The sequence below is a fragment of the Janthinobacterium sp. BJB301 genome (genome assembly GCF_002735685.1).
Lineage (GTDB): Bacteria > Pseudomonadota > Gammaproteobacteria > Burkholderiales > Burkholderiaceae_D > Janthinobacterium > Janthinobacterium lividum.
Map to the genome: position 1 here is coordinate 907,631 of NZ_PDZJ01000002.1, position 12,873 is coordinate 920,503.

General features: G+C 64.1%; 10 protein-coding genes. 4 read left to right on the forward strand and 6 right to left on the reverse strand.

The window, feature by feature from the left end; all coding sequences use genetic code 11:
- Positions 1-9 precede the first annotated feature (9 nt).
- The 3 genes from fabI to CSQ91_RS17390 all read right to left on the reverse strand — a co-directional run bounded on the left by fabI (position 10) and on the right by CSQ91_RS17390 (position 2,848).
- The gene (gene fabI / locus CSQ91_RS17385; protein ID WP_180278451.1) at positions 10-795 is read right to left on the reverse strand and encodes an enoyl-ACP reductase FabI; all 786 of its coding nucleotides are present in this window, start codon (positions 793-795) and stop codon (positions 10-12) included.
- Positions 792-977 carry a hypothetical protein gene (locus CSQ91_RS28710; RefSeq protein WP_143451047.1) on the reverse strand — a complete coding sequence of 62 codons (186 nt, stop codon included), beginning with the start codon at positions 975-977 and terminating at the stop codon, positions 792-794. The genes fabI and CSQ91_RS28710 overlap by 4 nt, the downstream gene beginning before the upstream one ends.
- A 428-nt stretch (positions 978-1,405) precedes the next feature.
- Positions 1,406-2,848, reverse strand: coding sequence for an IgA Peptidase M64 (locus tag CSQ91_RS17390; protein ID WP_034780334.1), 1,443 nt, complete (start codon positions 2,846-2,848; stop codon positions 1,406-1,408).
- A 209-nt stretch (positions 2,849-3,057) separates the two neighbouring features.
- Between CSQ91_RS17390 and CSQ91_RS17395 the strand changes: the two genes are divergently transcribed.
- Positions 3,058-3,660, forward strand: a complete 603-nt coding sequence (locus CSQ91_RS17395) for a TetR/AcrR family transcriptional regulator (RefSeq protein WP_099389064.1) — start codon at positions 3,058-3,060, stop codon at positions 3,658-3,660.
- A gap of 8 nt (positions 3,661-3,668) precedes the next feature.
- A complete protein-coding gene (locus CSQ91_RS17400; protein ID WP_218963756.1) occupies positions 3,669-4,853 on the forward strand; it encodes a DUF418 domain-containing protein in 1,185 nt (394 codons plus the stop codon).
- Positions 4,854-4,861: 8 nt separating this feature from the next.
- On the opposite strand, the gene CSQ91_RS17405 is transcribed toward CSQ91_RS17400, so the two are convergent.
- The 3 genes from CSQ91_RS17405 to CSQ91_RS17415 form a co-directional block, all read right to left on the reverse strand.
- A complete protein-coding gene (locus tag CSQ91_RS17405; RefSeq protein WP_034780338.1) occupies positions 4,862-6,115 on the reverse strand; it encodes a cyanophycinase in 1,254 nt (417 codons plus the stop codon).
- Positions 6,116-6,292: 177 nt separating this feature from the next.
- Positions 6,293-9,091 carry a TonB-dependent receptor gene (locus CSQ91_RS17410; RefSeq protein WP_099389066.1) on the reverse strand — a complete coding sequence of 933 codons (2,799 nt, stop codon included), beginning with the start codon at positions 9,089-9,091 and terminating at the stop codon, positions 6,293-6,295.
- Positions 9,092-9,122: 31 nt separating this feature from the next.
- Positions 9,123-10,124 (reverse strand): MurR/RpiR family transcriptional regulator, encoded by a 1,002-nt coding sequence (locus CSQ91_RS17415; protein ID WP_099389067.1) that lies wholly within the window; start codon positions 10,122-10,124, stop codon positions 9,123-9,125.
- A 201-nt stretch (positions 10,125-10,325) separates the two neighbouring features.
- Between CSQ91_RS17415 and CSQ91_RS17420 the strand changes: the two genes are divergently transcribed.
- Entirely contained in the window at positions 10,326-11,462 is a 1,137-nt protein-coding gene (locus CSQ91_RS17420; RefSeq protein WP_099389304.1) for a succinylglutamate desuccinylase/aspartoacylase family protein, read from the forward strand.
- Between the two features lie 17 nt (positions 11,463-11,479).
- Positions 11,480-12,868: a YfcC family protein gene (locus CSQ91_RS17425; protein ID WP_083299835.1), complete on the forward strand. Its 1,389-nt coding sequence runs from the start codon at positions 11,480-11,482 to the stop codon at positions 12,866-12,868.
- Positions 12,869-12,873: the final 5 nt, after the last annotated feature.

Here is a 12,873-nt window from a genome sequence, read left to right on the forward strand (position 1 = left end):
ATCTTCCAGTCAATTCAGAATGTTGTAGCCGCCATCGACATACAGGGTGCCGCCCGTGATGGCGCGCGCGCCGTCGCCGGCGAGGAAGGCGCACAGCGCGCCCACGTCCTCGATAGTGGCCAGGCGCCGCATGGGCGAGCGCTCGATGGCGTCGGCCATCAGGCGGTCGAAATGGGCAATGCCGGAAGCGGCCCGCGTCTCCAGGGGGCCGGGCGAAATGGCGTTGACGCGGATGCCTTGCGGCCCCAGTTCGGCGGCCAGGTAGCGCACCGACGCTTCCAGCGCCGCCTTCACGGGACCCATCAGGCCATAGTCGGCGATGACTTCTTCGGCGCCCAAATAGCTCATGGTCATCAGGCTGCCGCCGTCCGGCATCAGCGGTTCGGCCAGTTTCGCCATGCGCATGAAGGAGTGGCAGGAGACATCCATGGCCTGCGCAAAGCCGTCGGCGGAACTGTCCGTCACGCGGCCATGCAAGTCCTGCTTCGGCGCGTAGGCGATGGAATGGACGATGAAATCGAGCCGCCCCCACTGCCGTTCGATCTGCGCGAACAGCGCTTCGAGCTGGCCCGGCACGGCCACGTCGAGCGGCGCCATGATGGCCGCCTGCACTTGCTGCGCCAGCGGCTCCACGTGCGGCCTGGCCTTGTCATTGAGCCAGGTCACGGCCAGTTCGGCGCCGGCCGCGCGCAGGGCGCTGGCGCAACCCCAGGCGATGCTTTGCCCATTGGCGATGCCCACCACCAGGCCCCGCTTGCCCTGCAAAGGCAAGTGCTGCGGCAAGGCGGCCGTCATGCCTGGACTGGACGCAGGGCGGGCCACGGCGTGGCCGCATGCACGCAGCGCACCGCGCCGGCACGCATGGCGACGGCGCACATGGCCAGCGTGACGCCACCGGCGCGCGCATGCGGCAAGGCTATCGGAGTGTGGGGGTGTAAGGTACTGCACGCGTCAGGCGCGGGGGTCTGCATCTTCATGAATCGGCTTCCGTCACTGAAATTCGAGGCCGGCACCAGTGCATTCTCGGGGAACTGGTACAGGGCGAAAATTACTCTACAGCATTTAGATACGTGATTCGCGATGAGTCCGGTCCACATGCTTATCGTTTTGAGCTAGGTCAACTATAAGTGCGATTGCGGCAATGCAACATTGATGTAAATCAAATTTTACCGCAATATTATCTAAATGAAATATTTTTCAGGCAAGCGTGCGAGCGTATGTATTTGATAATACTACCGGGCTGACGGGAAGAAAAGACGGCATGCGGGCGCAGATGCATATTGCCTGAAAAACAAGCGGATCTGGGCAGTGGTGGAAGGCAGGCGGCAGGACGAGGCAGAAAGGGGGCCATGCTATTGCGTTGCAACATGGCCCACCATGCATTACAGGACAGACTTGAACGGTCTTATTTTTCCGGCGCCGGTGCGGGACGCGAATACAGGTCGATGATGGTGCTGATGCCATCCTGGCATACGGAGCAGAATGTCTCGCTGCGGTCGAACATGATGCACTGCATCTCCGGTCGGTAGTAGCCGGACGACTCGTAGTTCGCGCCCTCGAAGGCGCCCACCGCATGGCGCTGCGGCGCCTTCGAGAACAGCTGCTGCGTGTACGCCAGGTCGGCCTTGAACAGGTCGCTCATCTCGCTTTCAGGACGGTTGGCCGCGCGCAGGGCCGCGCGCTGCTTCTGGTATTCGCGCGCATGGCTGTCGTATGCTTCCTTCGGCCAGGGCGTCGGCAGCGGCGTGCCGGCCTTGACGTGGTTTTTCCATTTCAGTCTGGCCGGATCGCGCAGCGCCGTGGCGTTCGGCTCCCACGGCTCCTGGCGCTCGCCGTTCGACTGGTAAGCCACGGGCGAGGTGTAGTACTCGTCGGCCAGGCCGGCGAAATGGTGGCCGAATTCATGCACGAACAGGTAATTGGCCCAGTCGCTGTTCGCTGCCGCCGTGCTGAACTGGCCGAAGATGCCGCCGCCGCCGTAGGTATCGTTATTCACGAGGATTTCGATGAATTCATACGGCGCATATTGCGCCAGGTCGCGCAGCGCGCGGTTGTCCGTCGTCAGCACATAGCGCTCGCTGCCGAAGATGTCGTAGCGCGTGCCCAGCGGCGAGGCGTGATGCACGCCCGTCGATGGACGCGACACGCCCGATTCCTGCGTCGGCGCGGCCATGGCCCACACATTGAAGTCATTGGCCCGCTCGCGAAATGGCGAGACGGTAAACAGGTGCTCGGCCAATTTGCGCGCCGTCGCTTCGAACTTGCCCATTTCGGCGGCCGTATAGCCATCGCCCATGATCAGCAGGTCAACCTTGCCGGACGAGGGGCCACTGATGCGGATCGGGATAGGCTTGACGGGCGCCGGCGGCTGCTTGCGGATCACGTCCTGCGCCGCCGGGTCGACATCGGTGCTCCACACGATGGAAAACAGGCCGCGCTCGTCGCGCTTGAGGATGCGCACGCGCACGGGGTGCTCGGGCTGCGGGAAGCGCACGGATTCCTGGAAGGCGCGCGTGGTGGTTTTCGCTTCATCCGTGCTGGCCCATTCGCCGAAGATGGTGGAAAAACCGCGCGAGTACAGCACCTTGCCCGACTTGATGTCGACCACTTCCAGCAGGTTGTTGCCGCGGTTGCTGTCGTCGATGGGACGCGCCAGGTTGCCCGGCCATGGCAGGGGCTCGACCAGCACGCGCTCGACCGCATAATGCTCGCCCAGCGCATTGCCGCTGTGCTGGTAATCGAGGCGCATGGTGGCCGGCAGCGGCGCGTTGTCCGCCTGCGCGGCAGGGACGATGCCGGCGGCCAGCGCCAGCGCGCAGAGGAAGGATCGAATCGGGGTCTGCTGCATGTCATTCCTAAAACGGTAGAAAAACAGGTGAAGGGATCGGTTTTCCAAACAATCGGCGGGCCTGCCGGCAGGCGCGGGAAAAACCGCTGCGGCACATTGTAGCGACAGGAAGGGAGCGTGCAAAGCGCCCATTTCAGCCGATGCGCTTGACCAGGCGATGCAATCGCCTTATATTAGATCGACTAGTCGATTTATAAAAGGACAGAACCATGCGCACCATCGATCCCGGCAAACACGCGGCCCGCCGCGACGCCATTCTCGCCGCCGCGCGCAGCTGCTTTGCGCGCAAGGGCTTTCACCAGACCAGCACCGCCGCCATCTGCGCGCAGGCGGGCATGAGCCCCGGCAACCTGTTTCATTATTTCCCCACCAAGCAAGCCATCATCGCCGCCATCGTCGACCAGGAAGGCAGCGAGACGGCGGCCTACTTCGCCGGCGTGCGGGGCAGCGCCGATGCCTACGGCGCCCTGCTCGATTTCATGGACCTGGTGCTGGCGCTGGCGGCCGACGCGGATTTTGCGGGACTGGCGCTGGACATTTCCGCCGAAGCGATGCGCGACACGGATATCGCGGCCAGGGTGGCGCGCAACGACGCTACCCTGCGCGGCGGCCTGCAAACCTTGCTGGAAGAGGCGGCCGCAGCGGGCCAGGTCGACGCCGCGCTGGACGCCGCGCAGACGGCCAGCTGGATCGCCGCGCTGATCGACGGCATCTTCAACCGGGTCGCCGTCGATCCCCAATACGCCCCGCTGGCGCAGCGGGCCAGCCTGCACCTGTTATTGGCGCGCTTCCTGCGCCCAGCCCTGGCATGAGCGGCGCCATGAAAACCCCGCCCGCGCGCATCGCCGACGTCGACGCCCTGCGCGGCTGCGCCCTGTTCGGTATCCTGGTCGTCAATATCGGCGCCTTCGCCACGCCCTGGTTCGGCCTGGGCTTGACCGATCCGGCCTTTCATGGCGGCGTGGACCGCGCCACGCACTTTCTCGTCGCCTTGCTGTTCGAGACCAAGTTCTACCTGCTGTTTTCCTTCCTGTTCGGCTACAGCTTCACCTTGCAGATGCAGGCGGCGGTGCGCGCCGACGCGCCGTTCGTGCCGCGCATGCTGCGCCGGCAAGCGGGCCTGTGGCTGATCGGCGCCCTGCATGCCGTGTTCCTGTTTCATGGCGACATACTCACCACCTATGCCGTGCTGGGCATCGTGCTGCTGGCGCTGCACCGCTGCGGCGAACGCCAGGCACTCACTCTGGCCGGCATCCTCGTCACCGTCTGCGTGGCATTCTGGGCCGGCATGGCGTGGCTGCAAAGCCTGCAACCGGCGGGCGACGTCGCGGACAACGCCGTGGCGATGGCACAAAAGGCGGCAAGCGCGCTGGCCGCCTACCACGCCACGCCGGCCGCCGTCGTCAAGCAGCACCTGCGCGAACTGCGTGAAATCTGGATCGTCCTGCTGCTGGTGCAGGCACCGTGTGCGCTGGCCATGTTCCTGTGCGGCCTGGCCGCCGGCAAGCGCGAGATGCTGCTGCACGCCAGCGACTATCTGCCGCTGCGCCGCCGCCTGCTGTGGGCGGGCGCGCTGGCGGGACTGCCTGGCGCCGCCTTCTATGCGTGGACCTCCGTGTATGCGCAAAGCCAGGCATGGCAGGTGGCGGGACTGGCCGTGGGCCTGGCAAGCGCGCCGCTGCTGGCCGGCGCTTATGTGGCGCTGGCGCTGGCCCTGTTCGAGCGCCTGCGCGACGGCGCGCTGTTTTCCCTGCTGGCCGACACGGGCCGCATGGCCCTGTCGAACTACCTGCTGCAGTCGGCCATCTGCGCCGTGCTGTTCCTCGCGTATGGCGCACGGCTGATGGGCAGCGTCTCGCCGCTCGGTGCCCTGGCGCTGGCGCTCATCATCTTTTGCGTGCAGTTGCCGCTGAGCCGCTGGTGGCTGCGCGGCCACGCGTATGGCCCCGTCGAATGGCTGCTCAGGGCCTTGACGATCGCCGCGTGGCCGCGCTGGCGGCGGTAGCGCGGCGCTTACTTGTAGCGGTACAGCGGCTGGCGCAACTGGATGGGGCGGATATCGAGGCGCAGCTTCAGCACCGAATACGCTTCCGCCTCGGTCGAGCTGTAGCCGACGCTGTTGACGGTTTTACTGAAGCGGAATTCAAAGCCCAGGTCCGGATACGGATCGCGCGGATTGCCGAAGGCGATGCCGATGGCTTCCTGCTGCGCGTTGTCGATCAGGTTGCCCATCAGGTCCAGCACGGCGTTATTGCCGAGGATATCGTTGGTGAACACGGGTTCGCGCATGTCGGGCTGGTTCGGATCGAGCTTGTTGTCGGCCTTGTCCGGCGACGGCGTAAACACGCGCGTGACGAGGTTGAATTTGTCGCCCCGGTCCAGGTAGCTGATGGCCGCATTGCTGATATTGAAATTTTTCACGCCACGGTCGCTGATGGCGCCCGACAGGTCAATCAGCAAAGCGCCGCTGTAGCCAATGACTTCCACGTCGCGCATGGCGTCGACCACCATGGCGCTGTTTTCATCGATGCCCAGGCCCAGGTGATAGCCTTTTTTCAGCATCACGGGAATCATGCGGGCGAAACGGCCGCGCACCAGCAAATGCTGGTCCACGAAGACATCGCTGCCGATGAAGCCCAGGCCAGGCGCGATCTCGCGGCCATCCGTGACGCCCATCTTGAGCATGTCGAGTACGGGCTTGGCGTCGTAGAACATGGTGGTACTCATGATGGCGGCACCGGCGCTGGAACCGGCGATCACGCCGCCGTTGCGGTAGACCGACCAGATGGCTTCCAGCGCTGCCGTACGGCTGCCGTCCGGACGCAGCAAGGCTTGCGTGATGCGTCCCTGGTCGCCGCCGGCAAAATAAATGCCGCTGGCCGACTTGATCTGCGTGACGATGGCCGGGTCTTCGGCGGCCTTGCGGTAATCCCTGTTCGGCAGCTTGACGGCCAGCGGCACGAAAAAGGCATCGGCGCCATATTGGTTCAGCTTTTTGATGATGCTTTCGCCCGATTTTTCCGGGTTCATCGCGGCCGAGGCCAGCACGGCGATGCGCGCGCCTGGCCCGCCCGACAACTTGACGATGCGCTGCCAGACTTCGGCATTATCGGCGCGCAGGCCGCCGCCGATGATGACGAGCGTTCCCTGCGGCGCGCTGCCGATGGCACTGCCACCCGGCGCCGCCACGGCATGGACGCTGCACAATGCCAGCGCGAACAGCAGCGCGGCGCGGAAGGTGTGATACAGGCTTGCGGATGATTTCATGGTGCCTTTCAAATACAAGAAAAGTGGCGCACGCCTGTTGATGCAGGCACGCGCCCTTGCTGCCAATACTGCTGCTTGCAATACTGCTGCTTGCAACCCAGCGCCATCGCACTACGATGCTACCCGCCGCAGATGACGGCGTTGTTGCGGTATCTCCACGCTTCTATGTAAAACTGCTTACTTGAAGCTGTAATTGGCGCTCGCATAGAAGCGCCGGCCCCGCGGATCCGTGTAGGTCGGGTCATAGCCGGACAGGAAAAAGTAGGCCTGGTTCGAATATGGCGGGCTGGTATTGAACAGATTCTGTATGCCCGCGCGCAGCTTGAACTGCTTGCTGACGGCATACGCGCCCGACATGTCCCACAGCGTGTACGCCTTCACCCGATTCGGCTTGACGACACTGCCGTTATCCGTGTTGATGGCCGAGTTCTGGTCATCGTAGCCGCTCGAATACGTGTTCGACAGGCTGGCCGAATACGGGCCATTGTCCCAGTCGAGCGTGATCGTATGGCGCCAGCGCTGTACCACGCCTTCCGTGACGAATTTATTGAGGTTGCTGATAAAGACGTCGCCGGGGCTGGTCTGGATTTTCGAATCGAGCACGTAGGTGCCGCTCAGGTGGGCGCCGAATCGTCCCCACGCCGTTTGCACACCATGCAGGTCGGCCGTGATGTCGAGACCCGCCGCCTTTTGCGCGCCGCGGTTTTCCTTGCGCAGCTCGATGTAGTCGATTTCATTGTCTTCGTCGCGGTGCACCAGGTCGCCATACTTGGCCAGGTTGCCCAGGATGATGTCGTCGCCGATTTCGCTGATCAGGTCCGTGCGCTTGATGTTCCAGTAGTCGGCACTGAAGGTCCAGTGCCGGCTCGGCTCGAGCACCAGGCCGGCCGTGAACTGGCGGCTGCGCTCCGGTTTCAGCTTGTCGTTGCTGTAGCGGCGCGTATCCCAATTATCGGCGCAGACGGAGTAATCATTGTTCTCGCTCGCGCAATACACGGGATCCGGCAGCGTCGCCGTACTGCTGTAGGCAGTGGGCCGGTGCAGGTCGGACATCGATGGCGCGCGGAAGCCCTTGCCTGCCGAAGCGCGCAGCAGCACCTGCTTGCTGGGCATATAGGTCAGCCCGATCTTCGGACTGAGGGCGCCGCCCACCTGCTGGTAGTGGTCGTAACGGCCCGACAACTGCGCCTGCCACTGTTTGGTAAACGGCAGCAGCAATTCGCTGTAGATGGCTTGCACCATGCGGCTGTCGCTGGTGGCCACGCCGCCTTCGGGCGCCGCGTCGTTGTTGATGTTGTCGCTCATCAGCAACGCCGAAGGACGGAACTCGGTGCGCTCGCGGCGCACTTCGCCGCCCACGGCCAGCGCCATGTCGCCGCCACCCAAGGCCATCAGCGCGCGCGATGCCTTGAAGTCGAGCGCATCCATGGTGCCGCGCGCATGCCGTACTTCGTCATTGACCTGGATGCTGTCGAGCAGCGCCTTGCCCTTCGCGCCCGATGGGCCAAACGGGTTGATGTCGCCGGAGGCGATACCTTCCAACAGCTTGTCGTACAGGACATAACCATGCGTGTCGCGGTCCTTCACGACGTTGACGCTGTGATTGAAGCCCACGTCGTAATCCCAGCCGGCGAGCGTGCCGCTGGCGCCCACCACGACACGCTGGCTCTCGCTGGTCAACTGGCTGGTGCGCATGCCCGCCTCGTTCAGCCGCATGCGCAGCTCCAATTCGCGCGCAGTCGGATTGCCGTCTTCGTCGACGATGCTATCGAGGCCGGTATTGGCCAGCTGCGGCACCTTGCTGTAATCGAGATAGCCGATCACGCGCGCCGACGAGCCCACGTAATAGCTGCGCGAACGGCTCAGCGCCACTTCCGCGTACAGCTGGTGCTCGTTATTCAGTTTCAGTACGCCGCGCGTGAGCAGGTTCTGCTTGTCCGTCTTCGGATACAGCTCCGTGTCGCCCATGTAATCGTAGGTACAGGCATCGACGCCGCCCGTTCCCGCCGGCAGGTACAGATTGGCCGGCGGCGAACAGTTCGGGATCGACGGATTGATCTGCCGGCCGCTGATCGGCTGGCCATTGAGCAGGAAGCCCTGTTCCTGCAAATAGTCGCGCTGCTCCCCCGACAGGCGGATATTCGCCGGGCTGGTAAAACTCGACAGCAAATGCCCCAGGCGCTGCGGAACCTGCAGGTTCGGAATGAACTTGCGTTGCGAGGAACTGAGGCGGTCGGTTTTTTGCAGGTCGACCACGGCGAAGATATTGTAGCCATCCGTGCCCAGGTCGCCCGTGCCGGCCGTGATGCTGGCCGTGCGCTTGCCGGCGCCGCCTTCATCGGTGCGGCTGCCGTAGACGTTCAGCTCCACGCCCTGGTAATCCTTGCGCGTAATGAAATTGATCACGCCGCCGATGGCGTCCGTGCCATACAGGGCCGAAGCGCCATCGAGCAGCACTTCCACGCGCTGCAGGGCGGCGGCGGGAATATTATTCAGATCCACGCCCGCATCGTCGCCGGGAGAGGCAAAGTTGGCCATGCGCCGGCCATTCAGCAGCACCAGGGTCGATGACGTGCCCACGCCGCGCAGGTTGGCGCTGTTGAAGCCGCGCTGGTCGCCGCCGATATTGATGCTGGCGCCGTCCGTCAGGCCTCCCACGTTGGCCGACACGCGCGCCATCAGCTCGGCCGCCGTCGTCACGCCCGCCTTTTCGATCTCGGCGCGCGTGATGATCTGCACCGGCAGCGCCGTCTCCGATTCCAGCCGCTTGATGGCCGACCCCGTGATTTCCACGCGCTGCATTTTTTTTGGCGCGGCGTCGCCGTCCTGCACCTGCACCTGCTCCTGTGCCTGCGCGCCGCCGGCCAGCATGCCCAGCGCCGCCGACACGCTCAGGGCGCCCAGCGCCAGTCGCACGCCTTGCGCCAGCACCGACTCGCGTGGCAAGGAGCCGCCATCCTGTCTTTTCATGTGCATTGCCACTCTCCCCAATGATGATGCCTGATTTTTATAATGACTTTGAGACTGCCTTGCGTTGCTTTGAAGCTGTTTTCCGGGGTCCCTGCACGCCATGCTCGCCGCCGTACAGATAGGCGGCGATGACTTCGCTCAGACGGGCCGCTTTTTCAACGTTCTTCTTGTTCGACACCATCAGCGCCACGGCCAGCGCCTCGATCATGGCCAGCGCCGTGCTGGCGCTGCTGGGCAGGACGGGGTGTGTGCTTTGCGCATACAGCGCGTGATCGGCCAGTTCGGCCAGGGGGGAGGCGGGCGAATCGGTAAGCGCCACGATGCAGGCGCCGCGGTCGCGCGCGAAGCTGGCCAGGCCGATGCAGTCGAGCGTGTAGCGGGGAAACGAGATCACCACCAGCACGTCGTGCGCCGTCAGGTTGACCAAATGGCCGGCCGCCACTTCCGAGCCGCCGATGCCCACCACCTCCACCACATGCGGGCAAAATGGCTGCAGATGCTGCACCAGCATGCCTGCCAGGTTGGCCGACAGGCCAAAACCCATCACATACACCACCCTGGCGCGCGTCAGGCGGCGTACCACGGCCTGCATGGCGTGCGGCGACAGGGCATCGGACGTGGCGGCGATATTCGCGGCCGCATATTCCAGGCTTTCCGTGATAGGCGACGTGGTGCGCGCGCGGCGCTCTATCGTGCGGCGCAATTTGTCGACTGGCTGCAACAGCGATTGCAGGGTTTCGGCCATGGCGCCGCGCATGGCCGAATAATTCTTCTGGCCGATATCGCGCGCGAAGCGGCTGATGGTGGCCGTCGATACCTGGCAGCTGTCGGCCAGTTCCTCGATGCCCAGCGCCGTCACCCTCATCTGGTTGCGCAGCAGGTAATCGGCGATCTGCCGCTGCGAAGCCGAGCCGCCGGCCAGCACGTGCATCAGCGCCTGCCCCAGCGGAGACTGCGCGAACGCGGCATCGGGCGACGCCAGCGTGCCAGCCCGTGGCGTGTGGGGACTGCTGCGTGCAGGATTGGCGGATGCTCTCATATCACTGGCGGCCTGTATTCTGGGGTACTGCGGATCACTGGCGGAAGGCGAAATCGGGTCGCTGGAACTTACTGTACTCATATCAAAAAGAAAACTCAACAAATATTTGTAAAAGGATTTTCATTGATTTACTTCGTGAAAATATTGCTACATAATCGACCGAAATCCATCAACCGCGCCCCGTTTTGGGGCGAATTCACCATGCAAGTACAACAGCACCCCATCTCCACCGCGCACGCCAGCGTAGCGTGCCAATTGAGCAGCTTTCACTTCGGCACCGCGGCAGCCACCAGCCGCAGCGGCAAGAAGGTCTACATCCAGGCGGCGCTGCATGCGGATGAAGTGCCGGGCATGCTGGTGTCGCAATTTTTGCGCCGCGAACTGCTGGCGCTGGAGGCGGCGGGCAAGGTGCATGGCGAAATCATCCTGGTGCCGGCCGCCAATCCGATCGGCCTGGCGCAAGCCATCCACGGCGCGCCGTTCGGCCGCTTCGACCTGACCACCGGCATCAACTTCAACCGCGCCTACCGCCACGTGGCCGATGAATTGAAAACCACGCTCGATGGCCAGCTGGGACAGGATGCGCAAGCCAACGTGGCGCTGATACGCAAGCATGCGCGCGCGGCCGTCGCCGCCTGGCGGCCGGGCACGGATGCGGAGACCTTGAAGAAAACCCTGCTGGGCATGGCCATCGACGCCGACATCGTGCTCGACCTGCATTGCGATAACGAGGCGGCCCTGCACATTTATACGGGCACGCCGCTGGCGGCGCAGATCGCGCCCCTGTCCGCTCTCTTGGGCGCGCGCGCCGTGCTGCTGGAACTGGCGGCTGGCGAAGAGCCGTTCGATGAAGCCTGCAGCCGGTTGTGGTGGGATCTCGACGCGCACTTCGGCGGACGCTATCCGATTCCCGCCGCCTGCCTGTCGACCACGGTCGAGTTGCGCGGCGAAGTGGAAGTGAGCTACGCCCTGGCAGAGCGCGACGCCACCGCCCTGCTGCGCTTTCTCGCCATCGAGGGCGTGCTGGAGATAGCCGGCGCCGGCGACGACCTGCCCGCGCCGCAATGCGAACCGACGCCGCTGGCCGGCGTGGAACCGATCCTTGCGCCGCATCACGGCGTGCTGGTGTATCTGCGCGAAATGGGCGACCAGCTGGCCGCCGGCGACGCCGTGGCCGACCTGATCGATCCCGTCAGCGGCGAGACGACAACCTTGCGCTGCACCGTGGCCGGCGTCTTTTTTGCGCGCAGCGCCCACCGCCACGTCCTGCGGGGCATGAACGTCGGCAAGGTCGCCGGCGCCGTCGCCTTCCGCGGCGGCAGCCTGCTGAGCCAATAAATGTCACAAAAAGCGCCATGAGAAAATTCAAGCTCCCCAATACCTTCGTCCTGCTGTGCGGCATCCTGGCCATGATCGCCCTGGCGACATGGCTGGTGCCGGGCGGGAAATTCGATACCCAGCTGGTGAACGGCAAGCAGCTGATCATCCCCGGCACGTTTCATTATGTCGACAACAAGCCGCAGGGACTCGCCGCGCTGATGATGGCGCCCATCAAGGGCTTCGTCGACGCCAGCCTGATCATCGGCTTCGTGCTGATCGTCGGCGGCGCCTTCGCCGTGCTGCAAAAAACGGAAGCCTTCGATTCGCTGATCAAGGCCATCGCCAAGGCGCATACCAGTTCGCGCTTCGTGCGCGCCGCCATCATCCCCGTCTTCTTCACGATGTTCTCGCTGGGCGGCGCCACCTTCGGCATGAACGAGGAAGCGATTCCCTTCATCCTGATCTTCGTGCCGCTGGCCCTGGCCCTGGGCTATGACACCATCACGGGGGTGTCGATTCCCTTCATCGGCTCGCAAGTGGGCTTTTCCGCCGCATTCCTGAACCCGTTCAACGTCGGCATCGCGCAGGGCATCGCCGGGGTGCCGATCTTTTCCGGCATCGGCTACCGCCTGATCGTGTGGGCCATCGCCACGGCGGTCAGCATCGTGTTCTTGATGTGGTACGCGGCGCGCATCAAGCGCCATCCGGAAAAAAGCCCGACCTACCTGCTCGATATCGAAAAGCGCAGCGAGCACACATTGGACCTGAACAGCTTTGCCGGCATGACGCGCACGCACCGCGCGGTGCTGTGGATTTTCATGGCAACCCTGCTGACGATGGTCGTCGGCGTCGTCAAGTACGACTGGTTCATCGATGAAATCGCCGCCCTGTTCCTGGTGATGGCCATCGTCGTCGGCCTGGTCGGCCGGCTCGACATGGACAGCCTGGTGGCGTCGTTCGTGCAGGGCGCGCGCGACATGGTCAGCGTGGCGCTGGTCATCGCGCTGGCGCGCGGCACCATGATCCTGGCGCGCGACGCGCAGATCATCGACACCATGCTGCACGCATTGACGCCGCTGGTGGCGTCGTCGAGTCCCGTCTTCGCCGCGCAAAAGATGTTCTTCATGCAGTCGGTGATCAACTTCTTCATCCACTCGGGCAGCGGCCAGGCGGCTCTCACCATGCCGATCATGGCGCCGCTGGCCGACCTGGTGGGCGTGACGCGCCAGACGGCCATCCTGGCCTTCCAGTTCGGCGAATTCACCACGCCGATGATCCCCACTTCCGGTATCACCGTCGGCGTGCTGGCGCTGGCGCGCGTGCCCTGGATTACATGGGCCAAGTGGATGATCCCGCTGCAGCTGATTTACCTGGTGCTGGCGCTGCTGCTCTTGATTCCGCCCTGCCTGATGCACTGGCAGTGAGCCAG

Excerpts from the sequence above, each read along its gene's own strand:
- fabI (WP_180278451.1), bottom strand. The coding sequence starts at position 795 with ATGACGGCCGCCTTGCCGCAGCACTTGCCTTTGCAGGGCAAGCGGGGC.
- CSQ91_RS28710 (WP_143451047.1), bottom strand. The coding sequence starts at position 977 with ATGAAGATGCAGACCCCCGCGCCTGACGCGTGCAGTACCTTACACCCC.
- CSQ91_RS17390 (WP_034780334.1), bottom strand. The coding sequence starts at position 2,848 with ATGCAGCAGACCCCGATTCGATCCTTCCTCTGCGCGCTGGCGCTGGCC.
- CSQ91_RS17395 (WP_099389064.1), top strand. The coding sequence starts at position 3,058 with ATGCGCACCATCGATCCCGGCAAACACGCGGCCCGCCGCGACGCCATT.
- CSQ91_RS17400 (WP_218963756.1), top strand. The coding sequence starts at position 3,669 with ATGAAAACCCCGCCCGCGCGCATCGCCGACGTCGACGCCCTGCGCGGC.
- CSQ91_RS17405 (WP_034780338.1), bottom strand. The coding sequence starts at position 6,115 with ATGAAATCATCCGCAAGCCTGTATCACACCTTCCGCGCCGCGCTGCTG.
- CSQ91_RS17410 (WP_099389066.1), bottom strand. The coding sequence starts at position 9,091 with ATGCACATGAAAAGACAGGATGGCGGCTCCTTGCCACGCGAGTCGGTG.
- CSQ91_RS17415 (WP_099389067.1), bottom strand. The coding sequence starts at position 10,124 with ATGAGAGCATCCGCCAATCCTGCACGCAGCAGTCCCCACACGCCACGG.
- CSQ91_RS17420 (WP_099389304.1), top strand. The coding sequence starts at position 10,326 with ATGCAAGTACAACAGCACCCCATCTCCACCGCGCACGCCAGCGTAGCG.
- CSQ91_RS17425 (WP_083299835.1), top strand. The coding sequence starts at position 11,480 with ATGAGAAAATTCAAGCTCCCCAATACCTTCGTCCTGCTGTGCGGCATC.